At 65.6% G+C, this 23,781-nt stretch carries 22 protein-coding genes and 1 pseudogene; 10 read left to right on the forward strand and 13 right to left on the reverse strand.

Translation table 11 applies throughout. The features are described 5' to 3' along the window. Window positions 1-7 precede the first annotated feature (7 nt). A complete protein-coding gene (locus TV39_RS20830; protein WP_043485523.1) occupies window positions 8-1,600 on the reverse strand; it encodes an AMP-binding protein in 1,593 nt (530 codons plus the stop codon). Between the two features lie 184 nt (window positions 1,601-1,784). On the opposite strand from TV39_RS20830, the gene TV39_RS20835 reads away from it, so the two are divergent. Then, window positions 1,785-2,165 (forward strand): hypothetical protein, encoded by a 381-nt coding sequence (locus TV39_RS20835; protein WP_082049933.1) that lies wholly within the window; start codon window positions 1,785-1,787, stop codon window positions 2,163-2,165. A gap of 85 nt (window positions 2,166-2,250) precedes the next feature. Here TV39_RS20835 and TV39_RS20840 read toward each other — a convergent pair whose 3' ends face one another. The 4 genes and pseudogenes from TV39_RS20840 to TV39_RS20855 form a co-directional block, all read right to left on the reverse strand. Next, window positions 2,251-3,843, reverse strand: coding sequence for a dihydrolipoamide acetyltransferase family protein (locus TV39_RS20840; protein ID WP_043485525.1), 1,593 nt, complete (start codon window positions 3,841-3,843; stop codon window positions 2,251-2,253). Window positions 3,844-3,896: 53 nt separating this feature from the next. After that, window positions 3,897-4,877: an alpha-ketoacid dehydrogenase subunit beta gene (locus TV39_RS20845; protein WP_043485527.1), complete on the reverse strand. Its 981-nt coding sequence runs from the start codon at window positions 4,875-4,877 to the stop codon at window positions 3,897-3,899. Continuing rightward, window positions 4,874-6,121, reverse strand: coding sequence for a pyruvate dehydrogenase (acetyl-transferring) E1 component subunit alpha (pdhA, locus tag TV39_RS20850; RefSeq protein ID WP_043485529.1), 1,248 nt, complete (start codon window positions 6,119-6,121; stop codon window positions 4,874-4,876). Before pdhA ends, TV39_RS20845 begins: the two co-directional genes overlap by 4 nt. A gap of 149 nt (window positions 6,122-6,270) precedes the next feature. Further along, a pseudogene (locus TV39_RS20855) lies at window positions 6,271-7,390 on the reverse strand (histidinol-phosphate transaminase). A 60-nt stretch (window positions 7,391-7,450) separates the two neighbouring features. Here TV39_RS20855 and TV39_RS20860 point away from each other — a divergent pair. Beyond that, entirely contained in the window at window positions 7,451-7,876 is a 426-nt protein-coding gene (locus TV39_RS20860; RefSeq protein WP_043485532.1) for a phage holin family protein, read from the forward strand. Window positions 7,877-7,906: 30 nt separating this feature from the next. On the opposite strand, the gene TV39_RS20865 is transcribed toward TV39_RS20860, so the two are convergent. Together TV39_RS20865 and TV39_RS20870 are read right to left on the reverse strand one after the other, a co-directional pair. Further along, complete coding sequence (locus TV39_RS20865) at window positions 7,907-9,337, reverse strand: hypothetical protein (RefSeq protein ID WP_043485534.1); 1,431 nt, start codon at window positions 9,335-9,337, stop codon at window positions 7,907-7,909. After that, window positions 9,337-9,642, reverse strand: coding sequence for a hypothetical protein (locus tag TV39_RS20870; RefSeq protein WP_043485536.1), 306 nt, complete (start codon window positions 9,640-9,642; stop codon window positions 9,337-9,339). The genes TV39_RS20865 and TV39_RS20870 overlap by 1 nt, the downstream gene beginning before the upstream one ends. Window positions 9,643-9,833: 191 nt before the next feature. Here TV39_RS20870 and purB point away from each other — a divergent pair, with 191 nt between their 5' ends. Together purB and TV39_RS20880 are read left to right on the forward strand one after the other, a co-directional pair. Continuing rightward, complete coding sequence (purB, locus tag TV39_RS20875; protein ID WP_043485539.1) at window positions 9,834-11,276, forward strand: adenylosuccinate lyase; 1,443 nt, start codon at window positions 9,834-9,836, stop codon at window positions 11,274-11,276. After that, the gene (locus tag TV39_RS20880; RefSeq protein WP_043485541.1) at window positions 11,273-11,944 is read left to right on the forward strand and encodes a histidine phosphatase family protein; all 672 of its coding nucleotides are present in this window, start codon (window positions 11,273-11,275) and stop codon (window positions 11,942-11,944) included. The genes purB and TV39_RS20880 overlap by 4 nt, the downstream gene beginning before the upstream one ends. On the opposite strand, the gene TV39_RS20885 is transcribed toward TV39_RS20880, so the two are convergent. The 3 genes from TV39_RS20885 to TV39_RS20895 form a co-directional block, all read right to left on the reverse strand. Further along, the gene (locus tag TV39_RS20885) at window positions 11,941-12,828 is read right to left on the reverse strand and encodes a serine/threonine-protein kinase (protein WP_043485543.1); all 888 of its coding nucleotides are present in this window, start codon (window positions 12,826-12,828) and stop codon (window positions 11,941-11,943) included. The two genes, TV39_RS20880 and TV39_RS20885, sit on opposite strands and share 4 nt — an antisense overlap. Beyond that, on the reverse strand, window positions 12,825-13,133 hold the full coding sequence (locus tag TV39_RS20890; protein ID WP_043485545.1) for a hypothetical protein: 309 nt from the start codon (window positions 13,131-13,133) through the stop codon (window positions 12,825-12,827). The genes TV39_RS20885 and TV39_RS20890 overlap by 4 nt, the downstream gene beginning before the upstream one ends. Window positions 13,134-13,232: 99 nt before the next feature. Beyond that, window positions 13,233-13,751, reverse strand: coding sequence for a MarR family winged helix-turn-helix transcriptional regulator (locus TV39_RS20895; protein ID WP_043485548.1), 519 nt, complete (start codon window positions 13,749-13,751; stop codon window positions 13,233-13,235). Window positions 13,752-13,905: 154 nt separating this feature from the next. On the opposite strand from TV39_RS20895, the gene TV39_RS20900 reads away from it, so the two are divergent. The 5 genes from TV39_RS20900 (at window position 13,906) to TV39_RS20920 (ending at window position 19,182) form a co-directional block, all read left to right on the forward strand. Continuing rightward, window positions 13,906-14,409 (forward strand): GNAT family N-acetyltransferase, encoded by a 504-nt coding sequence (locus tag TV39_RS20900; protein WP_043485551.1) that lies wholly within the window; start codon window positions 13,906-13,908, stop codon window positions 14,407-14,409. Between the two features lie 81 nt (window positions 14,410-14,490). Continuing rightward, window positions 14,491-14,925, forward strand: a complete 435-nt coding sequence (locus tag TV39_RS20905) for an acyl-CoA thioesterase (protein ID WP_082049934.1) — start codon at window positions 14,491-14,493, stop codon at window positions 14,923-14,925. A gap of 212 nt (window positions 14,926-15,137) precedes the next feature. Further along, window positions 15,138-16,199: an extracellular solute-binding protein gene (locus tag TV39_RS20910; protein WP_442853517.1), complete on the forward strand. Its 1,062-nt coding sequence runs from the start codon at window positions 15,138-15,140 to the stop codon at window positions 16,197-16,199. 44 nt (window positions 16,200-16,243) lie between these two features. Beyond that, window positions 16,244-17,356 (forward strand): ABC transporter ATP-binding protein, encoded by a 1,113-nt coding sequence (locus TV39_RS20915; protein WP_043485558.1) that lies wholly within the window; start codon window positions 16,244-16,246, stop codon window positions 17,354-17,356. Continuing rightward, window positions 17,353-19,182, forward strand: coding sequence for an ABC transporter permease (locus tag TV39_RS20920; protein ID WP_043485560.1), 1,830 nt, complete (start codon window positions 17,353-17,355; stop codon window positions 19,180-19,182). The genes TV39_RS20915 and TV39_RS20920 overlap by 4 nt, the downstream gene beginning before the upstream one ends. A 37-nt stretch (window positions 19,183-19,219) precedes the next feature. On the opposite strand, the gene TV39_RS20925 is transcribed toward TV39_RS20920, so the two are convergent. From TV39_RS20925 to TV39_RS20935, 3 genes are all read right to left on the reverse strand, one after another. Then, complete coding sequence (locus TV39_RS20925) at window positions 19,220-20,251, reverse strand: FAD-dependent monooxygenase (protein WP_043485562.1); 1,032 nt, start codon at window positions 20,249-20,251, stop codon at window positions 19,220-19,222. Window positions 20,252-20,291: 40 nt separating this feature from the next. Beyond that, on the reverse strand, window positions 20,292-21,482 hold the full coding sequence (locus TV39_RS20930) for a 4-hydroxybenzoate 3-monooxygenase (RefSeq protein WP_043485564.1): 1,191 nt from the start codon (window positions 21,480-21,482) through the stop codon (window positions 20,292-20,294). A 134-nt stretch (window positions 21,483-21,616) separates the two neighbouring features. Next, entirely contained in the window at window positions 21,617-22,375 is a 759-nt protein-coding gene (locus TV39_RS20935) for an IclR family transcriptional regulator (protein ID WP_043485567.1), read from the reverse strand. A gap of 137 nt (window positions 22,376-22,512) precedes the next feature. Between TV39_RS20935 and TV39_RS20940 the strand changes: the two genes are divergently transcribed. Further along, on the forward strand, window positions 22,513-23,778 hold the full coding sequence (locus TV39_RS20940) for an MFS transporter (protein ID WP_043485570.1): 1,266 nt from the start codon (window positions 22,513-22,515) through the stop codon (window positions 23,776-23,778). The last annotated feature ends 3 nt before the right edge of the window (window positions 23,779-23,781 follow it).

The following is a 23,781-nucleotide window of genomic DNA, read 5'->3' on the forward strand; positions in this document are numbered from 1 at the left end:
CGCCTTCCTAGGCCGACTGGGCCGCCTTGAGCATCCTGCGCAGGATCTTGCCGGAGGCGGACTTGGGCACAGCCTCGATGAATTCCACCCGGCGGACCTTCTTGAAGGGCGCCACCCTGGCGGCCACGAAGTCGATGACGCCGGCTTCGTCGAGCGTGTCCCCTTCCCTGCCCGGCTGGCGCACGATGAAAGCCATCGGAACTTCCTGGCCGTCGGCGTCGGGCGTCCCGATCACGGCGGCGTCCGCGATGCCCGGGTGCGACAGCAGCAGCGCCTCAAGTTCCGCCGGGGCGATCTGGTAGCCCTTGTATTTGATGAGTTCCTTCAGCCGGTCGACAATGGTCACCACTCCGTCAGCGCGGACCGTGGCGATGTCGCCGGTGCGGAGGAAACCGTCCGCGTCCAGGGTGTCCGCCGTTTCATCCGGGCGGTTGAGGTATCCCAGCATGACATTCGGTCCGCGGCACAGCAGATGGCCCGGAGCGCTGGTTCCCTCTGCCGGGATCTCGATGTCCTCGCCGGTGGCGGGGTCCACCAGCCGGCATTCCATGTTGGGTACCGTGAACCCCACCGAGCTCACCGGAACGTCCAGGGCATCCGCCGGGATCAGGTGCGACACAGGACTCATCTCGGTCATCCCGTAGCCCTGCAGCACGCGGCACTGGAGACGTTCGGCAAGCGTCGCGCCGAGTTCACCGTCCAGCGGCGCAGCGCCCGACAGCGTGGTGTGGACGGAGCTGAGATCGTACTCGGCAACCAGCGGATGCTTGGACAGGGCCACGGCCACGGGCGGGGCGATGAACAAGTACGTGCATCGGTGGTCCTGGATGATGCGCAGGAACTCGGCGAGCTCGAAGCGGGGCATGGTGACCAGGCATGCCCGTTCCCGCAGGGCGAGGTTCAGCAGGACAGTCAGGCCGTAAATGTGGAAAAAGGGCAGCAGGGCGAGCAGCCTGTCCTGCGGACCCACCTTGAGCAGCCCGCGGGACTGTTCCACGTTGGCCACGAGGTTCCGGTGGCTGAGCTTCACGCCCTTGGGCCGCCCCGTGGTTCCGGACGAGTACGGCAGCACCGCTACGTGCGTCGCCGGGTCGAAGGAAACCGCGGGAGCCCGCACTCCGGCGGTGAGCAGGTCCTTCAGCGACGGGTGGCCGGCGGCGCCGTCGAGCACTACGAGCCGCTCCGCCGGGATCCCGGCGCGTTCAGCGGCTTCCTCGGCCCCCGGAAGCAGCGCGGATACCGTAAACAGCCAGCTGGCCCCGGCGTCCTGCAGCTGATGGGTGATTTCATCGGCGGTGTACAGCGAGTTGATGGTGGTGATGGTGGCACCGGCACGGAGCAGCCCGTGGAAAACGGCAGCGAACGCCGGGACGTTGGGGCAGAGGATCGCGGCAACCCCATTCGGCCCCAGTCCCAGGGCGGAGACGGCGCCCGCCACAGCGTCGATCTGTTCGAGCAGCTCGCGGTAGGTGGTTTGCGCACCGCTGCTGCCGTCCACGACGGCGGTCCGGTCCAGGTCCGCTTCTGCGAGGTCCCCGAAGAGGTACTCGTAAATGCTTTGGTCCGGGATGACCACATCCGAAAAAGGGCTTGAGAACACGCAACATCTCCTTTGATCCGCTCGGGCAGCTTCCGCTAAGTGACGGTAGCTGGTGCCACTCTAGTTCGGCGTGTCAAGGATGCAGCGCCCCTGGCTTGACCGGCGTCACTGCCCCTGGTGGGCAGCCTCACCCGTTTTTCGGCGGAATCACGCGGTTTACGGCGATAAAATTAGAAGGTGCTCGATGGTGCGGACATCCGAGTACCGACGACCCCAGGGGAACATCATTCTTACTCTTCAACGCCGCCAGCTGGTAGGCCACGACATCCTTCTTGCCCGCCACGGGAACCACATCAGCACCATGCGGGTGGACCGCGCCAATGACCGGGTGATCGCGTTCCTCGACGACGGTTCGACGGACACTGCCCCTAATCTGATCGCGCCCGGCCTGGATCTTCCGGAGACTATCCGAAGCGTCATGCGCGATGACTGGAAGTTCTTCGCGGTAGTGACGGCGTGCGTCACCGGCTTTTCCGGCATGATGATCGCAGCGGCGGTCGCCCTGAGCGGGATGACCTCCGATCCGGCCCTGGCCCAGATGCTCTCGAACTACCCCGCCTACTAAGCCACCGCTGACTCCGCCACTTGGCACAAAGGAACCCCGCCGCTGGAATTTCAGCGGCGGGGTTCCTTTTTTGACGCCTGACGTCCTAATCGAGCAGGAGCGCCGGCTCCTCAAGGATCGCCGCGACGTCGGCCATGAAGCGCGCCGAGAGGTCGCCGTCCACCACGCGGTGGTCGAAGGACCCGCCCAGGGTGGTGATCCATCGCGGAATGACTTCGCCGTCGAGGACCCACGGCTTCTGCTTGATTGTGCCGAACGCCACGATAGCCACCTCGCCGGGGTTGATGATCGGGGTGCCGGTGTCGATGCCGAGGGCGCCGATGTTGGTGACGGTCAGGGTGCCGCCCTGCATCTGGGCAGGCTGGGTCTTGCCGGCGCGGGCGGTGGTGGCCAGTTCGTTGAGCGCCAGGGCCAGTTCCTTGAGCGAGAGGTCCTGGGCGTTCTTGATGTTCGGCACCATCAGGCCGCGCGGGGTTGCCGCTGCGATGCCCAGGTTCATGAAGTGCTTGACGTGGATCTCGGCTGTGTCGCTCCCGTCGGCGCTGTCCACCCACGTGGCGTTGACGCTGGGGTTGCGGGCGGCCGCCCAGATCACAGCTTTGGCCAGGATCAGCAGCGGGGAGACCTTGATGCCTTCGAAGTCACGCGACACCTTGAGCCGCTTGACGAACTCCATGGTGCGGCTGGCGTCGACGTCCACGAAGATGCTCACGTGCGGGGCGGCGAACGCGGACTCCACCATGGCCTTGGCAGTGGCCTTGCGGACACCCTTGACCGGAATCCGCTCGATGCGCTGGTCCTGGGGCCGGCCGGACTTGCCCCAGAAGGTGTCCGCCTTGTCCACTTCGGCGTCGCGCTGGGCTTGGTAGCTCACCAGGTCCTCGCGGGTGACCTCGCCGCGGGCGCCGGTGGCGACGACGTCCGCGAGGTCGATTCCGAGGTCGCGGGCGATCTTGCGCACCGGCGGCTTGGCCAGGACCCGGTTCACCAGGCCGCTGATGGTACCGCCCAGGGTGGGGCGTGCGGATCCTTCTGCGGACGCAGCCCCGGTGTCGGCGGCGTCGGCGGTGGACGGTGCGGAGGCGTTGATCCAGATGCCCTGGGTCTCGACGGGCTCCGCCAGAGGGGCGGGCTCCGCCACCGGCGAGGTAGCGGCGGCGAGTGCGGGCGCGGCGGCCGAGGCTGGCCGTACCGCGGCGGCAGGCGTGGCCTTGCGCGGGCGCCGTTTGACGGCGTCGGCCTTGGGGCCCGAGCCCACCAGGGGGCCCACGGCTTTCCCTGCCTCGGGTGCGCCCTGCTCACCCGGCGACCCGCCCTCGTCCCCGTCCTCGGACAATTTCCCGTACATCGGGGCGCCAGCGGCGGGAGCGGCTGGCGCCGGCGGGGCTGCAGGGGCAGCCGGAACAGGCGCATCCGCGGGCGTGGGGTCGCCGCTCACGGCGTCGGTCACGCTGATGATCGGAGTTCCGACGTCGACCGTTACCCCCACGGGGACGAGCAGTTCGGTGACCGTGCCTGCAAAGGGCGAGGGCAGTTCCACGAGGGACTTGGCCGTTTCGATTTCGCACAGGATGTCATTGATCGCGACGCTGTCACCGGGCTTGACGTTCCACGAAACGATCTCGGCCTCGGTGAGTCCTTCGCCCACATCGGGGAGGTTGAACTTGTTTACAGTCATGGGGTCCTCGGTTTGGAAGGCGTCGTCAGCAGGCAGTCGTCAGTACGCAGTTGTCAGTAGGCAAGGGCGCGGTCCAGCGCCTCGAGGATGCGGTCGATGTCCGGCAGGTAGTCCTCTTCCACCTTGGCCACCGGGTAGGGCATGTGGAAGCCGCCCACGCGGATCACCGGGGCTTCGAGGGACAGGAACGCACGCTCGCTCACACGCGCCGCGATTTCGCCGCCGATGCCGCCGAACGTCGGCGCCTCATGGGCCACGATGAGGCGGCCCGTCTTCTTGACGGAGTCGGTGACGGTGTCGAAGTCGATCGGCGAGATGGAGCGCAGGTCAATCACTTCGACGCTGTGGCCGTCCTCGGCGGCGGCGTTGGCCGCGGCGAGGGCCACCGGAACCAGCGGACCGTAGGCGACGACGGTGGCATCGGTGCCTTCGCGCAGCACGTGGGCCTTGAACGGGTCCGCCGAAGCGCCGGGCGTCTCGGTGTCGACGTCGCCCTTGAGCCAGTAGCGCCGTTTCGGTTCGAAAACGATCACCGGGTCCTGGCAGTCGACGGCCTGCTGGATCATCCAGTAGGCGTCATGGGGGTTGGAGGGGGTGATGATGCGCAGGCCGGCGGTGTGGGCGAACAGAGCTTCCGGAGACTCCGAGTGGTGTTCGATCGAGCCGATGCCGCCGCCGTAAGGAATGCGGATGACGACCGGCACGGTGAGGTTTCCGTTGCTGCGTGCGTGCATCTTGGCCAGCTGGGTGGTGATCTGGTTGAAGCCCGGAAAAACGAAGCCGTCGAACTGGATCTCGCAGACCGGCAGGTAGCCGCTGAGGGCAAGTCCGATCGCGGTTCCGATGATCCCGGACTCGGCCAGCGGGGTGTCCACGACGCGGTCGGCGCCGAATTCACCGAACAATCCGTCGGTCACCCGGTAGACGCCGCCAAGCGGGCCGATGTCCTCGCCCATGAGCAGGGTGCGGGGGTTGTTGCTCAGCGTCGCGCGCAGACCCTCATTGATGGCCTTGGCGATGGTCATGGTGGTCATCGGTTGGCTACCCCGTCTGTATCGGCCTCGTCGGCGTGCGCCTCATCAGCGAATCCTGCACTGTACTCCTCGAACCAGGCCAGCTCTTCGGCCACCAGCGGGTGGGCCTCAGCGTAAGTGTTCGCGAATGCCGTCCGGATATCCGGGGTTTCGAGGTCGTGGGTGGTCTTGCGCACGTAGGCGGCGAGTTCGTCGCCGTCGGCCTTGACCTTGGCGAAGAAGGCGTCGTCAGCCAGGCCCTCGACACGGAGGTACTTCTCCAGCCGTTCCAGGGGGTCCTTTGCCCGCCACAAGGCTTCCTCATCGGAGCCGCGGTATTTGGTGGGGTCGTCCGCCGTGGTGTGGGCGCCGACCCGGTACGTGAAGGCCTCGATCAGCACCGGGCTCTTTCCTTCACGGGCGCGCTCCAAAGCCCACTCCGTGACGGCATGCACGGCGATGACGTCGTTGCCGTCCACCCGGATGCCGGGGAAACCGTAGCCTTTGGCGCGGTCGGCGAGAGGGACGCGGGTTTGCACGGTGCTAGGCACCGAGATGGCCCAATGGTTGTTCTGGCAGAAAAAGACCACGGGGGCGTTGTACGACGAGGCGAAGACCATGGATTCGTGCACGTCGCCCTCGGAGCTGGCGCCGTCGCCGAAGTAGACCATAACCGCCGCCTTCGGCTCCTGCGGCTGTCCGGGAGTGGCGTTGGCGGCTGCAAGCTTCTGGTCCCGCTGGATGCCCATGGCATAGCCCACGGCATGCGGAGTCTGGGCTGCGAGGACCAGGGTGTAAAGGTGGAAGTTGGTCTCCTTGGGATTCCAGCCTCCGTTGGACACCCCGCGGAACTGGCGCAGCAGCTCGGCCAGGTCAACGTTGCGGGTCAGGGCCACGCCGTGTTCGCGGTACGTGGGGAAAATGTAATCCTGCGGCTGGCTTGCCCGTCCCGAACCGATCTGGGCAGCTTCCTGGCCGGTCAGCGGTACCCAGAGGGCCAGCTGGCCCTGCCGCTGGAGCGCGGTTGCCTCTTGGTCGAACCGCCGGATGGCCGCCATGTCCGCGTAGAAACCGCGGAGCTTGTCAGCATCGAGGCGCCTGGCGTAGGCGGAGAAGACCGGGTCCTCGCCGAGGGTGCCGTCCGGCCCCAGGAGCTGGACCATCCGGGTGGGAGGTTCCCCCAGCACGGCCTCGGCTTCCGCCTCGAGCTGGTCGTCTACCCCGGTTCCGTCGAACTCGGTAGCGGGCAGATGTGTGGCGCCCATACCGTCTCCTTGCTTGCCGCTCATCTGAGCGTCGCAATCTCGCTGGGATATATGCCGAATCTGGAATACATTCCAGATTCGGCATATATTTTGGCTTACTGTCCCTTACTTTATCCGCAGTAGGCGGACGGCGGTGGTTATGTTAAGCGCTAGGAACGCCGTGGCGGCTTTGTATAGTCCGCACAGAGTTCGAGGAAACGGGTGTTCGCTTCCTCCTCGCCGATACTCACCCGGACGCCTTCGTTGCCGAACGCACGCACGGAGAGGGCACGTTCTCCCGCCAGCGCTGCGAAGTCCGCACTGTTTTCGCCCAGATCGAGCCAGACGAAGTTGCCCTGGGCGTCCGGCACAACCCAGCCGAGTTCACGCAGCCCGGCCGTGACACGGTCACGCTCATCCACCAGGCTTTGTACCCTTTCTACAACCTGGCTGAAGTTTCGCAGGGACGTGACGGCTGCCCGCTCCGCGATCTGCGATACGGCGAAAGGCGTGGCGGCGACACGCAGGTGCTGGGTGAGGTCCGGGTTGGAGACGCTGTAGCCCACGCGAAGGCCCGCCAGCCCGTGGGCCTTGGAGAAGGTCCGCAGGACCACCACATTCGGGTACTTGCGGTACATCTCGATCCCGTCCACGGCGTGCTCCGCGCGAACAAACTCCTGGTAGGCCTCGTCGATGACGATGACCACGTCCGACGGGACTGAGCGGATGAACCGTTCGGTTTCTTCGGCTTCAAGGATGGGGCCGGTGGGGTTGTTGTGGGGTGCACAGCAGGATGACTTTGGTGCGCGCGGTCACGGCTGCCGCCATGGCATCAAGATCGTGGCGCCCGTCGGGCGTCAGCGGGATCCGCACGCTCTCAGCCCCGGCGAGCCCGACGCAGATGGGGTAGGCCTCAAAGGACCGCCAGGCGTAGATGACTTCATCGGCCTTGCCGTCGTCGTTCTGTCCGGCGAAGGTCACCAGGAGCTGGTTCAGCGCGCCCAGGCTTCCCGCCCCTGTGACGATGTCTTCGGCCGGGACCTGCAGGAAGTCAGAGAGCGCCGCCCGGAGCTTGGTACTGAGGGGATCCGGGTAGCGGTTGAAATCGGTCTGGTCCGCGATGGCCTGCAACACCGCAGGGATGGGCGGAAGCGGATTCTCGTTGGAAGACAGCTTGTAGCTGGCAAGGCCCGCGACGACGGCGGGAGGCTTGCCGGCGGCATAGCGGGGAAGCCTGTCCACCACCGGACGCGGCCTGATTCCCCCGGCGGGATTCTCTGGTGAAGTCATGCCAACTAGCCTACTTCTCCGCTCCTGCCCCTTTCCTCCGCCATGTGACAGCATGGGGCCATGTTTTCTTTCATCGTGCGGGTTCTCATCAACGGCCTGGCTCTCTGGATTGCGAGCTGGATCCTGCCCGGTCTGGACATCTCCACCACCGCAACGACGGAAGCCGTTGCCCAAGGCGGCGTCACGCAGGGAACGGATCCGCTTGGCGTAGCCCTTGCCTACCTGTTCATTGGCCTGATCTTCGGCCTGGTCAACGCGCTGGTGCGGCCGATCGTCAGCCTGTTGTCCCTGCCGATCACCATCCTGACGCTGGGCCTCTTCACGATCGTCATCAACGCCGCCATGCTGTTCCTGACGTCCTGGCTGAGCAGCTACACCCCCGTCCACTTCACCATTGACTCCTTCTTCTGGACTGCTGTGCTGGCGGCCATCATCATCACGGTGGTCTCCCTCGTAGCGGGCAGGATCACCGGCGTCCGGCGCTAAGGTGTGCGCTGCGAACCAGCACGTGCCCGCCTAGCGCCCGACCCATCTTGCGGCGCCTTGGGGCAGCCTGTCCTCTTGGCGTGACGGCGGGGCCTTCGGTTCCCGGTTGACGGCAAAGCGGGTGGCTGTCCCTGCCCCTCCCGCGCCAACAACGCCGGCGAGGACCGCCGTGTTCGCGGCCAGGGACGGGTTTTCGCTTGCGGAAACCCTTCTGGCCGCTGCCTCGTAGTTTTCAAGGTTGTGGCCGGGCCCGAGCCCGGGTTCCCTGCCTTCCGGGGTGGCCACCCTGTCCGTCAGCGTGACAGTGACCCTGTCCCTCGTGTCCGGGTTAGGGGTTCCGTCGCTGCCGGGAACCCAGTCCTGGCGGTGTTCGAGGTGGAGGGACGTGATTCCGGGCGCCGGGGTAACACCGCCCACCGGTGAACCGGCCGTCAGGACATACTTCAGGTCGAATTCGGCGAGGAACGCGCTGTCGCTGCTGAGGTTCATGGCATGCGCCCCGCCCTGGCTGTAGCCAACGGCCACCACCTGGTCCCCCTTGACTGCGCCGGCCTGGTGCAACGCCGACAGAACGGCGGCATTCAGGTATTCGGAGCCATAGCCCAGGGCCTCCGCAATCCCGGCCTCATCCAGCGGGTTCGCTCCCCCGGGCGGATCCGTGGGCTGCGTGCCGGGTACGATGACGATGAATGCCTTGCGCCCGCCATTCTCGACCTGGACCACCTCTATTGTGCCGTGCCCGTCCGCGTCCAGCTGGCGGAGCCGGGCGAGCAGGCCGGCAGGGGAGGTGTCAACGTCGACGTCCCGCGTCAGTTCCTCCACCGCGGTGACCGGGCGGGGTTTCAACTGCGGGAAATAGTTTTCCACCAACCTGCGAACGGAAGGGCCTACGGCTGAGATGTACCGGCCGGCGGCCAGCTCTGCAGCCAATGCCCGAACGAGGTCCTCTTTCGGTGCAATGGTGGCCAGCAGCCCGAGGGACAACGGCAGCGCAAGGGCCTCGGCGGCGTCACGGCTCGGGTAGTTGGTTTGAGTCAGATCCACGAACAACAAAGGCAGGAAGCCCCAGCCGTCGTCCGGGGTGCGGATCCCGGCCGCGGCCCATGACTCTGCCGTTTCGTAGTCGCGGTGACTCGCCCGGACCTGACTGCTGAGGTGCTGGAGTTCTTCCCTGACGGCGCGAACCGCCTGGCACCCTTCGCCCACCGCAATCAGCGCGGCCGTGCCGCTGGCACGGGGATCGTTCTCGTAGGGACACAGCTCCTCCCAGACCCGCCGGACCCCGACCTCAATCGCGGCGAGTTCGTCAGCCATGCCCTCAAGTTCAGCCACACCGGCCATCAGCTCTTCCAGTTGAAAGCTGATTCCGCCGACTCCGCCGCGGATCCGCATGCTGCCCTCCGTTGCCGTTTCCAGCGGTCCCAGCCGGCCTCCGCTTCCTGAAGGTGTGGCCTCCGCCATCAGTACCCTCCCCCGGGCGTCCGCTGCGAGGAGACCGAAACCTGCTGCGCGTGGCGGCGCACCGCTTCAGAGGCCGCCATCAGCCGGTCACGCGCGCGGCCCAGCGCGGCTGCCTGCAACGAGACGGCGGTGCGGTACGCCTGTCCGGCCGGCGACTGCCACTCCGACAGCTGAACCCGGCGGAACGCGAGCATCGAGGTATCGAGGCTGTGCGCAAAGCCCGCCACCCGCCAGGCCAGCTGCTGCACCTCAAAGCTTCGCGAACCGCAGGTGTCGCCATCTGCTGCAGTGATGCTACCGCTCATTCCTGTCCCCCTGACTTTTGTTGTTCCGCATGGTCGATAACGACGACGCTACGGACCGGTGGAGCGGCGCGGAACTGCCGTCCTCGGCTATGTGGGAAACAGCGGACAACCGGGAACCTGGGGCCCGGCGGGCAGATGTCACACGGACGCCGGGCTTAAGGGCCGGTGCGACTTCGTGAAAGAATCAGCACATGCCTGAAACTGCCGCCACAGCTGAGACCCGTACGCCTTCCGGACGCCTGGCCCTCGCCGCCTCGCCGGAAAAGATTGCCCTAGGCCCGCTGGACGGCCGGTACCAGTCCGCCGTCGCGCCCCTGGTGGATTACCTGTCCGAGGCGGCCCTCAACCGGGACCGCGTGGCCGTGGAAGTTGAGTGGCTCATCCATCTGACCAGCAACAACGTCCTTCCGGGCGCCGGTCCGCTGACTCCCGAACAGCAGGAGCAGCTCCGCGCGATCGTCACGGAATTCGACTCCGCGTCGGTTGCTGAGCTGGCCGACATCGAGGCCGTCACGGTGCATGACGTCAAGGCTGTGGAGTACTACATCGGCCGCAGGCTGCCGGCCATCGGCATTGAACGGCTGACCGCCATGGTGCACTTCGGCTGCACCTCGGAAGACATCAACAACCTCTCCTACGCCCTGGGCGTCAAGGGGGCTGTGGAGGACGTGTGGCTGCCCGCCGCCAGGGCGCTGGTAGCCCAGATCAGCAAGATGGCGGACGACAACCGCAGCGTGCCCATGCTTTCCCGCACGCACGGCCAACCGGCCACGCCCACCACGCTGGGCAAGGAACTGGCCGTCATCGCCCACCGCCTGACCCGCCAGCTGGACCGGATCGCCAAGACGGAATACCTGGGCAAGATCAACGGGGCCACCGGCACCTACGCCGCCCACGTGGCTTCGGTCCCGGGCGCGGACTGGCAGGACGTTGCAAAGTCGTTTGTCGAGGGCCTGGGCCTGACCTGGAACCCCCTGACCACCCAGATCGAAAGCCACGACTGGCAGGCTGAGCTGTACGCCGACGTCGCGCGGTTCAACCGGATCCTGCACAACGTGTGCACGGACATCTGGAGCTACATCTCCATCGGCTATTTCGCGCAGATCCCGGTGGCAGGCGCCACGGGGTCCTCCACCATGCCGCACAAGGTCAACCCGATCCGCTTTGAGAACGCCGAAGCCAACCTGGAGATCTCCTCCGGCCTGCTGGACGTGCTGGGCTCCACCCTGGTCACCTCGCGGTGGCAGCGCGATCTCACCGACTCGTCCAGCCAGCGCAACATCGGCGTGGCCTTCGGGCACTCCCTTCTGGCCATTTCAAACGTGGTCAAGGGCCTGGAGCGCCTGGACGTGGCCGAGGACGTCCTGGCGGGCGACCTCGACACCAACTGGGAAGTGCTTGGCGAGGCCATCCAGATGGTGATGCGCGCCGAAGCGATTGCCGGCGTCGAAGGGATGGAAAACCCCTACGAACGGCTCAAGGACCTGACCCGCGGCCAGCGTGTTGATGCCGCCCGGATGCAGGAATTCGTGCAGGGACTAGGCCTTTCCGCGGACGCCGAGGCACGGCTGCTGGCCCTGACTCCGGGCAAGTACACGGGCATCGCGGAGAAGCTGGTGGATCACCTCAAATGAGGCTCCTGCTCATCCGCCACGGCCAGACCCCCGGCAACGTCCTGGGCCAGCTGGACACCGCGCACCCTGGACCGGGGCTGACTGAACTCGGCGAACGCCAGGCCGAAGCGTTGTCCCGCGCCCTGGCGAATGAACGGATCCACGCCCTCTACGCCTCCACCCTGGTCCGGACCCAGATCACGGCGGCGCCTCTTGCGCGGCTGCACGGGCTGGATACCGAGGTGATCCACGGCATCCACGAGATCGAGGCCGGGGCGCTGGAAAAGCTAACGGACGAGGAATCGCACAAGCGGTACCTGGGAACCATTTTTTCCTGGGCCGACGGCGACCTGGACCGCCGGATGCCTGCAGGTCCCAGCGGCCGGGACTTCTTCGACCGCTATGACGCCGCCATTGCCGCGGTGGCGGAGCGGGCAAACGGAATTGGCGATTCCGGGAGCGTAGCCGTGGTCAGCCACGGGGCAGCCATCCGGGTGTGGGCAGGCCTGCGCGCCGGCAACATCGAACCGGACTTTGCCGCAAAGCACGTGCTGAACAACACCGGCATCGTGGCGCTGGAAGGGGATCCCGATGGCGGCTGGAAGCTCATCCACTGGGACGACAGCCCTGTGGGGGGCCTGGCCCTGGCCGATCCGACCGCGGAAGACCCCGCCGGGAAGCCGGCCTAGCAGTAGCTCCCCGAGCGCGCCTCCACCCGGCGGCGCAGGGGGTGCGGCCGCTGCAGGAGCATTGCGGCCTCAGCCGTGGCTTCCAGCGCTGTGGGGCGGTCCGCCGCGTTCGTGGCTGTCATCGATCCCAGCAGCGATTTCCATGGGGAACCGACGTGCCGCGGTATCTCGGGGCTCCTCAGCGTCCTTGCGACCAGGGACTCGACGGCGGTCCCGGGGAACGCTTTGACTCCGGTCAGGCATTCGAGAAGGACCAGCCCCAGGGCATAGATGTCGTCAGCCGGACGCACTATCTCGCCGTTGGCCTGCTCGGGACTCATGTAATGGACGGTGCCGGAAGACGTCCCTGGCTCATGCTCGGTTCCCGCAGGTGCAGCGATGCCGAAATCGATAATCCGGACAGGGCATGTGCGCAGGCGGCTAAGCAGCAGGTTCGCCGGCTTGATGTCGCGGTGCACAATCCCGCGCGCGTGCAGGTGTCGCAACCCGGACAGGAGACCCACCGCCCACGGAGCCACTTCACTCCCGGGCGCCGGTCCTGAACGGATCCTGTCGGCAAGACTGCTGCCGTACACAAGTTCCTGGACGAGGAAGGGCCTGCCTGCCCAGCGGCAATCCGCTGCCCCGGTCCCATGGTCAACAAACTTTACGAGTGCCGGATGCTGCAAGCCCTCCATCAATGCGGCTTCGGCGACTATGCGTTCCCGGTTCCGGTCATCCGCCAGCGCCGCCACCTTGATGGCGACCGGACGGCCATCACGACGGTCCGTACCGCGGAACACCTGGGCTGTGGCGCCGATGCCCACTCGTTCATGCAGGACGTAGCGCGCGTCCGAACGGGCATCCCATATCTCGGGAGGCTGCGAGCCGCCGTCCCCCGTCATGACCGGCTGATATCGGCCAGCAGGTCAGCGGCGGGCGCCACGTTTACCCAGGAGTCGAGTTGGAAGCCGCATCGGCACCGCCACAATTCGGGCAGGTCGGCCAGGGCTTCGCCGGCATCGTACGAGTACGCGGACATGGCCCGCGGCGCCGGCTTGGACCATTCCATGGCGACGCCGCAGTGCTTGGGCGGATACCCCGCCGTGTCCGCCCTATCGGAGACTCGGAACGTTTCAGGCTTGGTGCCCTCTGGGAGCGCCGGCAGTTCGGTCCGCTGGTCCCGTCCGTCAAATCGTGTGAACGTCACCAAGCGAATCCAACTCCCTATGCCAAACGCCAAACTACCAACGGTCAATCCCCCATTAATAGTAAGCATACATATAAGTAGTTGATATAACTAGCTTGTCTAACTATCTAAATCAGGCTTGACATGGTTTTCGGGATCGATCGCCTCGCGCATGCGCTGGAGAAAAGCAATTACGACGCCGGCTTCCTCCGCCGTCAACTCCTCCGCCACCGCCATCATCCGACGGTGCATCGCCCCGAGCGTAGCCCGGACTTCCGTATCGGATTCAGTGGTCGGGACAACGATCAGCGACCGCCTGTCCGTGGGATGGGGTTCGCGCCGCACATGCCCGCTCCCCACCAGGCGGTCAATCAGAGAGGTGGTGGATGCGCTGGTGATGCCCAGGAAGTTACTGAGGTCCTTGGGGACGACAGCCTTGTTCGAAGCGCGCGCGCGGAGGAGGTAGCGCAGCGCGAGGATGTCCGTCTCCCCCATGCCCATCGAATCCCTGGTGGACCGACGGGTCGCCACTTCGGCGTTGCGGTAGTCACGCAGGGACTGCAACACGGCCGCGCTATGGTCGAACTGCCCGTCGGCGCCGTACCAATAACCGGACCCGGTACTGCTGTTCAAAGCCATTGAGTAATACTAGCTGATCTGATAACTAGGCGGGCTTGCTAGTTGATTGAGGCGCCAGCTACATGTTCTCCGGACGCTTACGCGGAGGAAACACCGCGGAAACGGCCGCCTCCTAGGCTTATTTTGCATAACCCTTCGGCGAATCGAGGCAGTGATGCAGACCAACCCCCGTCTCAACATCAGGCAGGTCACTTGGGCCAACCCCGTAGGCGCCGACCTGCGTGCAGCGCAGCAGGCGGAACTGGACGCCCGCTTCGGCACGAAGGACCACGAACCCGGGCCGCCGCCGTCGGAAGTGGACACCGCGGTTTTCCTCGTGGCCTATGAGAAGAGTTCAGGCCAGCCGGTCGGCTGCGGCGGGCTGAGGATGCTGGACTCCACGACAGCGGAGATAAAGCGGCTTTACGTGTTGCCGTACACCCGCGGCTCGGGAGTTGCGAGTTCCATCCTGGCGGCGCTGGAAGCGCACGCCTACGGTATGGGCGTCACATCGATCACCGCCGAGGCGGGTTCGGCCCAGCCGGACGGCAGGAACTTCTACCAAAGCTGCGGCTTTGACGAAGTGCCGAACTTCGGCCCCTATATCGGGGTGGAACACTCCTATTGCTACGCCAAGAAGATCGACTCCCACAGCGCCGCCCACACTGCGATGGCCTGACGGCATCAGGCCCGTGCGCCGTCGTCACCTGGCGGTCCGTCACACTGCTGCAGGCGGGCTGCCGTCGGCTAATCTCGCCTTATGGAACCGGCAGACATTACTTTCCGCACGCGCAAATGGGTGCGGCCTGAAGACCTCAACGCGAACGGCACCCTGTTCGGCGGGAGCCTGCTGAAATGGATCGACGAGGAAGCGGCCATCTACGCCATCCTGCAACTTGGAAACGGCCGGGCTGTCACCAAGTACATTTCCGAAATCAACTTCGTCAGCTCCGCCGTGCAGGGCGACCTGATTGAGATGGGGCTGACTGCCACGCGGTTTGGCCGGACATCGCTGACCATGCGCGCCGAAGTGCGGAACATGATCACCCGGCAGAGCATCCTCACCATTGAGGAGATCGTGTTCGTGAACCTCAACCCGCACGGCAAGCCCGAGCCCCACGGTTATACCGAGATCACCTACGACCGTGACCGCATTCCCACGCACCATCTGACAGAGACCCTCGAGCAGGACTGACTCCCTCCGGGGCCCCCGGAAGTTCATGATGCGTTAAAGCCAGGGGCGCGCGCTGTTGGGGTGCCTGGACAAGACTCGAACGCCGAGGCCGGGTAGTTTATCGAATCGATAGCTATAAACGGCCCTAATCGGCATGAGCCGCTATAGGCTTGCCGGACAATGCTCCGGTTCCAGTTCAGAAATGGGTCTCAATCGTGCACAAACTCAAGACAATGGTTGGCGCCGTAGTCGCCGTCACCCTCCTCGCCGGCTGCGGCGCCGGCGCCGCCTCGCCACAACCGTCCGGAAGTTCCTCCGCCGCCGGGGCATCCGGCGACACGCTGGTTGTGTACACCAACTCCAACGGGGAGGGCCGCGGCGAGTGGCTCACCAAGAAGGCAGCGGACGCCGGCTTCAAGATTGAAATTGTGGGTGCCGGCGGTGCCGACGCGACGAACAAGCTGATCGCCGAGAAGAACAACCCCATTGCGGATGTCGCCTTCGGCCTCAACAACATGTACTTCGCCCAGGTCAAAGCAGCAGGTGCCATCGAGGCCTATGAGCCGGCGTGGGCCGGCGAAGTGGACGCCTCGCTCGCCGACAGCGACGAGGACAAGGCCTACTGGCCGCTGGTGAAGCAGGCAATCCTCCTCGGCTACAACTCGGACAAGATCACCCCGGAGCAGGCGCCCAAGGACTGGACGGACCTGTGGTCCAAGGACGAGTTCAAGACTCGCTACGAGCGGGTGACGGGGCTCGGTACCGCGACGGCGCAGCTGGTGTTCGCCGGCATCCTCTCCCGCTACAAGGACAATTCCGGCGATCTTGGTATCTCGGATGAAGGCTGGAAGCAGGTGGAGCAGTATTTCCAGAACGGCAGCCCCGCCGTAGCCAAAACCGACCTCTTCGCCCGCATCGCTTCAGGTGAAGTGGACATGGGCCAGATGCCGTCGTCGATCGTGGCGGAACGCGAGAAGTCATTCAAGGTGAACGTGGAAACAGTGGTGCCGTCCGTCGGCGTCCCCCTCGCTGTGGAACAGGTTGCCCTGGTGAAGGGCACCGACAAGAAGGAACAGGCGCAAAAGTTCATCGACTGGTTCGGCAGTGCTGACGTCCAGGGTGAATGGGCCCAGCAGTTCAACTCCATGCCGGTGAACAAGTCCGCCGCCGCCAAGGCCAAGCCGGAGGTGGTGAAGTTCTTCGACGGGCTCAAGCAGCAGGACATCGACTGGAACTTCGTCCAGGAAAACATGGGCTCGTGGGTGGAGAAGATCGAGCTTGAATACATGACGTAACCCCTGCCCGCCCCGCTTCCGCAGTCCCACCAGACAGGTTTCCCATGATCCGCTTGGACAACATCGAAGTTTCCTTCGGCGATTTTATTGCCATCCCGCACCTGGACCTCCACGTCCGGCCCGGTGAATTCTTCACGCTGCTGGGCCCGTCAGGCTGCGGCAAAACGACGGCGCTCCGGACGCTGGCAGGCTTCATCGAGCCGTCCGCGGGAACCGTCCATGTGGATGGCAAGAACGTCACGCGCCTGCCCAGCGACAAGCGCCAAGTGGGCATGGTTTTCCAGAATTATGCTCTTTTCCCGAGCATGAGCGTGTGGGAAAACATCGCATTCGGCCTGCGGGTCCGAAAGGAAAAGTCCGCCGAGAGTGACCGCCTGGTGCGCGACATCGCGCGCCGGGTGGAGCTCAGCGATGAGCAGCTGGACAAGAACGTGGCGGAGCTTTCGGGTGGCCAGCAGCAGCGGGTGGCCGTTGCCCGCGCGCTGGTGCTTCGGCCGAAGATCCTGCTTCTCGATGAGCCGCTGTCCAACCTCGATGCCAAGCTGCGGCACCAGCTTCGGCAGCAGCTCAAGGACCTGCAGAGCGAGTTCGGCATCACCACCGTTTACGTGACACACGACCAGGACGAAGCCCTTGCCATGAGCGACCGCGTGGCTGTCTTCAACAAGGGCGTGGTGGAGCAGGTGGGCACTCCGCAGGAGATTTACGACCAGGCAGCCACCGAGTTTGTCTGCAATTTCATCGGTGACAGTTCCACCCTGACCGCGGAGTTCGTCGCTGAACTGAACCGGCTCTCGGGCGCCGGACTCAGCCCGGCGGCAAATTCCTACCTGCGGGTGGAAAAAGCGTCGCTGACGCCGCCCGCAACCGGCGGTTCAGCAGCCGGCGGAACCGCCGTCGGGCTTTCCGGGGAGGTGGTGTCCCGCACCTATCACGGCCTCCACAGCCGCTACGTGGTGCGGAGCCACGGCGCCGACATCCGGCTGCTGGTGAAGGAGGATGGCGGCGTCCACCCCGAGGCAGGGGCGCAGACCACTATCTACGTGCAACCAGGCCACGTGCTGCAGTACCATTCCGGCACCGGGGCGGCGCTGGCCACGCAGGATCCGGCCGGGCAAGATCAGGCCGAGCAGGACCAGGCAGCGTCCCTCCGATGAGCGGTACCCCGGCCAAGAGCATGCTCCGTTCCCCGTTCATCATCATTGTGGGAACGGTCCTGACATGGTTCATCGCGGCTTTCCTCGTCTGGCCCAACGCGAACGTGCTGATCGAAACCTTCTTCCCCGACGGAAACTTCTCCGGCCGCGCCGCCGAGAAGCTCTTTTCCTCCCAGCGGGCCATGAAATCCCTGGGGAACAGCTTCCTGCTGGCCGTGGCACTCTCCATCACGGTGAACGTCGTGGGAATCTTCATCGTGCTGGTCACCCACTACTTCAGGATCCGCGGTTCCAAGATCCTGTTCCTGGGTTACGCCACCACGTTCATCTACGGCGGCATCGTGCTGGCGGCCGGCTACAAGTTCATCTACGGCGACAAGGGAATCGTCACGGCATTCCTGCTGAACGTCTTTCCGGGGATGGATCCGGGCTGGTTTTCGGGATTCTTTGCCGTTTTGGCGGTGATGACCTTCGCCACCACCACCAACCACATGCTCTTTGTGGCGAACGCCCTCAAAGGAGTCGACTACCAGACCATCGAAGCGGCCAGGAACCTGGGCGCTTCCACCTGGACCATCCTTCGCCGCATCGTGCTGCCGATGCTGAAGCCCACGCTTTTTGCCGTCACCATCCTGTCCTTCCTGACCGGGCTGGGGGCGCTCAGCGCGCCGCAGGTCCTCGGCGGGCGCGACTTCCAGACCATCACCCCGATGATCCTCACGTTCACGAACAGCCCCACGTCCCGCGACCTGGCGGCGCTGCTCGCCGTCATCCTCGGTGTGGCCACCATCCTGATGCTCGCGGTAATGTCGCGCTTGGAAAAGGGCGGCACCTACTTTTCGGTGTCCAAGGTTTCCTCCGCGCTGCAGAAGCAGAAAATCACCAACCCCGCAGCCAACATTGCCGTCCACGCGGCCGCCTACCTGCTGTTTGCGGTGTACACCCTGCCCGTGGTCCTGATTGTGCTGTTCTCCTTCGCCGACGGCGCCGCCATCCAGACCGGACAGATCTCGCCGGGCAGCCTTACCTTCGACAATTACGTGCGTGTACTGACCCAGCCTTCAGGCCTGCGGCCTTTTGCCATCAGCGTTGCCTACAGCGCGCTTGCCGCAGTCATCGCCGTGGGCGGCCTCCTCTTTGTGGCGCGGATCCTGCAGAAACACAAGAACTGGGTGACTGCCATGTTCGAGTACCTGCTGCACATCCCCTGGATCCTGCCGTCGGCCCTGCTGGCCCTGGGGTTGATCATCAGCTACGACCACCCCAACCCGCTGGTGGGCGGCGCCGTCCTCACCGGGACCACAGTCATCCTCCTGATCGCCTTCGTCACAGTGAAAATCCCCTTCACGCTCAGGATGCTCAAGGCATCGTTTGCGTCGGTGAATTCTTCCCTGGAGGAGGCGGCCACCATCATGGGCGCCAAGACCCTCTATGTGTTCCGGCGCATCCTGCTGCCGCTGGTCCTTCCGGCCGCTGCGGCCATTGCCGCCCTCAACTTCAACAGCATGCTGGACGACTACGACACCGCCATCTTCCTGGCGCATCCGCTGGTCCAGCCGCTGGGCCTGGTCATCAAGGCCAACACGGACGGCGCCGAAGGCGTGGACGGCGTGTCCAACACCTTTGTCTATACGGTGCTGCTGATGGTCATCACCGGGCTGACGATGTACCTCGTCTACGGGCGTTCGGGCGCACGGCCCGGCAGGCGCCGGGGACCGAAGGGCGGGAAGCGCGGCGGACCTGCCGCTGAAAGCAGGGCTGTCCCCGCCACTTCCCCGGCGGTGGTAGCGGATACCAAGGCGTCCGCACCCAGTCCCGTGCCTTAGGCCGGGGCCCGGGAACCGCGTCCGACGGCGGCGCGCGCTAGGCAGACCGGCGGAGCCGCCCGGCCATGCTGAGGATCCTGTCCCGGAGGGGCTGGGCGGACTCGGCAAGCACCAGCCGGGTCATGGCGGACGACGCCGCCCGTAGGGCCTGGCTGCGCAATACGCGGCGTTTGTTGTACGCCTTGAGCGCCTCCGGAAGCGGCCGCGAGTTGAGCAGCCCCGCGAGGGTAACGGAATCAACCAGGGCTTCGCAGGCACCGCGCCCAAGGTTCGGTGTCATGCCGTGCGCAGCGTCTCCCACCAGTACGGTGCCGTCCCGCGTGTAGCGCCGGAGGGCCGGCACGGTCCAGATCCGCTGGGCGAGCGTCCCTTCGGGGGCGGCCCCGGCAAGAACGCGGTCGATTCCCTGCGCCTTTCCTGAAAAGCGCCGGCGGGTGAGATCCAGGGCCGCCTCGATATCAATGCCGCCGGGCCCCAGGGCCGACCGGTAGGAGGCATACCAGTAGGTCCGCTCCCGGGAGGCCGGGGCGATGCCGAACAACTCGCCGCGACCCCAGTATTCGCCGCCCGCATCCGCAGGGACAGGTTCATCAACGATCCCGCGCAAAGCGAGATAGGGACTGAGCCGCTCAGCGGACCGCGGACCCCACCGCTGCCGGCGGACCACGCTATGGACGCCGTCGGCTCCCACCAGCAGCCCAGCATCGGGGAGCGAGGTCACCGCCCCGGGGACCCGGCTAACAGAGTCCGGCACAACAAAGTCCAGAAGCCGTAGCAGGTCCGCGCGTGAAACGCCGATCACGCCAGCAGCCTCGGCCCTGAACCACGCCTTCCCGGCCACGTCCCGCAGAGCCATGGCGGAAAAGGCGGAGCCTGCCGCCTGGATCTCCGGCAGGATCCCCACGGCGTCGAGTGCCTGTTGGGCCTCCGGCCACATGGCCAGGGACGTTTCCACCGTTGGCAGCGTGTTCCGCTGCTCGTGCACAGTGACGTGGAAGCGATCCGCGTCCAGCGCCGCGGCAAGGGCCAAACCTGCGATGCCCCCGCCGACGATTGTTATGCCGTACATTCCCCGAGTCTACGGCCGGAACTGGTGTCCCCCGGCCTGCCTAGTGGGCTCCGGGCCAGCCGGTGTAGGCTTCGGCCAGGTAGGCCCTGCCGTGGCGGGAGGAGACCACCGAGTTGAGCTCACCCAGTTGGCGGGCCCGGGAGAAGTCGTCAGCATCCACCGGCGTGTGGAGCATCGAGGTCATCCAGTAGGAGAACTGCTGCGCCTTCCAGACACGTTCCAGTGCGCGGTCGCTGTAGGCGTCCAGCAGCACCGTGGAACCGCCCTTGTAGTAGCTGTCCAGCCCTTCGAACAGGACCTTGACGTCGTGGATGGCCAGGTTCAGGCCCTTGGCTCCGGTGGGCGGGACCGTGTGGGCGGCATCGCCGGCCAGGAAGAGCTTTCCATGGCGCATGGGGGCGTGGACGAAGCTGCGGAACTTCAGCACCATCTTGTCGATGACCGGTCCCTCCTTGAGCTCGAAGCCGTTGCCGTTGACCCGGCTGCGGAAGGCGTCCCAGATGCGGTCCTCGCTCCAGTTGTTCACGTCTTCATCGGGATCGCACTGGAAGTACATGCGCTGGACGGTTTCGGTCCGCTGGCTGATCAGAGCAAAGCCGTTGTCCGAGTTGGCGTAGATCAGCTCATCGGAACTCCGGGGCGCCTCGGCCAGGATGCCGAACCACGCGAAAGGGTACTCGTGGAAGTACCACTTGCGGTCCGCCTCCGGGATCTGGAAGCGGCAGTGGCTCCGGGACCCGTCCGCGCCGGTGATGAAATCGGCCTGCAGCTCGTATTCCACGCCGTCGGCGTCCGTGAACCAGACCTTCGGGGATCCTTCGATGTCGTGGATGGTGGTGTCCGTCACGCTGTAGCGGACGTCCCCGCCGTCGGCCTCGCGGCGTGCGGCAAGGTCCATGAACACGTCAGTCTGCGGGTAGAGCCACACCGACTCCCCCACCAGGTCCTGAAAATCGATCCGGTGGCTTTCGCCGTTGAAGCGCAGTTCGATGCCGTCGTGCCGGTCGCCGTCCCGCAGCACCCGGTCCGAGACGCCACTGTCCACCAGCATGTTCACGGTGCCGTGCTCCAGGATGCCGGCGCGGACCGTCTCCTGGATTTCCTGGCGGCTGCGGATTTCGATGACGGTGGATTCGATGCCGGACTTCGCGAGCAGATGCGAGAGCATCAGGCCTGCCGGACCGGCGCCCAGGATGGCCACCTGGGTGGTGATGACTTTGCGGACTGCCATGGTGTTTCCTCGCTTCGTTGCGGGGCCCGGCGGAAGTGTCCGGGGCCTGTTGGATCGTCTGGCTAACAGTGTGCGCCCCGATGCGTGATCCGCGTTACAGCGATTCCGTTGAATGGAATCTGTGGCTAATCCCGCTACTCGGCGGGGCTTTGCGATTCAGCCAGGCGGCGACCGATACCCCGTGCTGCCGTCTGCAGGGCCGGAACCAGCGCCTGCAGGCGCACCTCGCGCAAGGGAACCACGACGCCGATCGCGGCAACCGTCCGCTTCTTGCGGTTCATCACCGGAACGGCAATGCCCCAGGTGTCCGGATCCACCACGCCGGCGAGCTGGGCGTATCCCTGGTGCGCGGCTTCGCCTAACTGGATGCGCAGCTCTTCCACCGTCAGCCTGCCGGCGGGATCGGTGAAACCCGCCAGGTATTCCGCCTGGACGGCGTGCGGCTGGTTGGCCATCAGGACCAACCCGGCAGAGGACACGTGCACGGGCATGCGGCCGGCCACCTGCGCCCGGTTGGCCACTGAGCCGCGCCGCGAAAGCCGCTCGACGAAAAGTGCCTCCCAGCCGTCCAGCACGGCAAGGTTCACGTTCTGGTTGAGCACCTGCTGGATGTCCTCCATGAACGGCATGGCAGCCTGGCGCAGCTCAAGGGTGGGCGAATTGCGGTTGACCAGCTCCCAGAGCCGCAGCCCCAGCTGCACCGAACCGCCTGCCCCGACGTCCAGGAGCCCGTGGCCGGCCAGCTGCCGCACCAGCCGGTGGGCCGTGGTGAGCGGCAACCCGGCCCGGTCGGCGAGGTCCGAGAGGGCCAGGACGTTGACTCCCTCCGGAAAGGCGGCAATGACGCGGACCACGCGGTCCACCACTGAGTCTCCGGAGCCCGAGTTGGCCACAGCTCTCCTTCCATTGAATGGTTTGAAGTGTCCCACACAACACGGCCCAGTGGTACAAATCTCAGGACAGGGATCGTCTGGTTCCGGCCGGTTTCGCACGGACGCAGACCCGCAAAAAAATCAACTTCGAGGTAGCAATGTCAACGACGCCGTTGGAAAACAAATCACGCTGGCCGGTCTGGCTCTGCTGGCTGGCCATGGTCCTGGACGGCTTCGACCTGGTGGTGCTCGGCACCGTCATCCCCACCCTCATCAAGACCCACGACCTTGGCTTCGACGCTGTCGGTGCAACCTTCGCTGCGACCATCTCGCTGGTGGGCGTTGGCCTGGGGGCGCTTTTCATTGCGCCGCTATCGGACCGCTTCGGCCGGCGGAACCTGCTGGTGGCCTGCGTTACCTGGTTCTCCATCTTCACCATTGCCGTGGTCTTTGCCCCCAATGTGGCTATCTTCAGCACCTTCAGGCTGCTGGCCGGCCTGGGGTTGGGCGCCTGCCTGCCGGCCGCCCTGGCCTACATGAACGATTACGCCCCCGCAGGGTCGGCCGGGAAGTCCACCACCCGGACCATGACCGGCTACCACGCAGGCGCGGTGGCCACGGCCTTCCTGGCGCTGATGGTCATCCCGGACTGGCGCACCATGTTCGTGGTTGGCGGTGTGGCCGGCTTCGCGCTGGTTCCGTTCCTCTGGTTCAAGCTGCCGGAGACGCTGCCCGCCGTCATTTCCCTTCCGGCGCCCGGTAAGGCCGCCCCGAGGGAAGCCGCGCCGGCTGTCGAAGAACGCGCCAGCTTCCGCGACCTCGGCCGGAATCCGTATCCCCTTGTTGCCGCCGGCGTCGCGGTCGCCTCGTTCATGGGACTGCTGCTGGTGTACGGGCTGAACACGTGGCTGCCGCAGCTCATGTCGTCCGCCGGCTACACACTGAACGCGGGACTCTCCCTCCTGCTGGTCCTGAACGTGGGCGCCGTGGCGGGCCTGGTGGTGGCCGGGATCCTGGCGGACAAGCACGGAACCAAGAAGATCGTGCTTCTCTGGTTCGGGCTCTCCGCTGTGTTCCTGGCGATACTCAGCGTGAAGATCCAGAACGAACTGCTCCTGAACGCGGCCGTCTTCGTGACCGGCGTCTTCGTCTTCAGCTCGCAGGTGCTGGTGTACGCCTGGGTCAGCCAGTTGTTCCCGGCCCGGCTGCGCGGTACCGCCCTGGGCTTCGCGGCAGGGGTCGGACGGCTTGGCGCCATCCTCGGTCCCGCCGTGACCGGCGCCCTGGTGGCCGCCGGAATCGCCTATCCGTGGGGCTTCTACGTCTTTGCCGGCGCGGCCGTCCTCGCTGTGGCAGCCCTCGTCCTGGTCCCGCAGGCAGTCACCGCAGCGGCCGGCACGCGGACCGCCGTCGGGCCTTCCTGATCC

It is taken from the genome of Arthrobacter sp. SPG23 (assembly GCF_000876655.1).
Classification (GTDB): Bacteria; Actinomycetota; Actinomycetes; order Actinomycetales; family Micrococcaceae; genus Arthrobacter.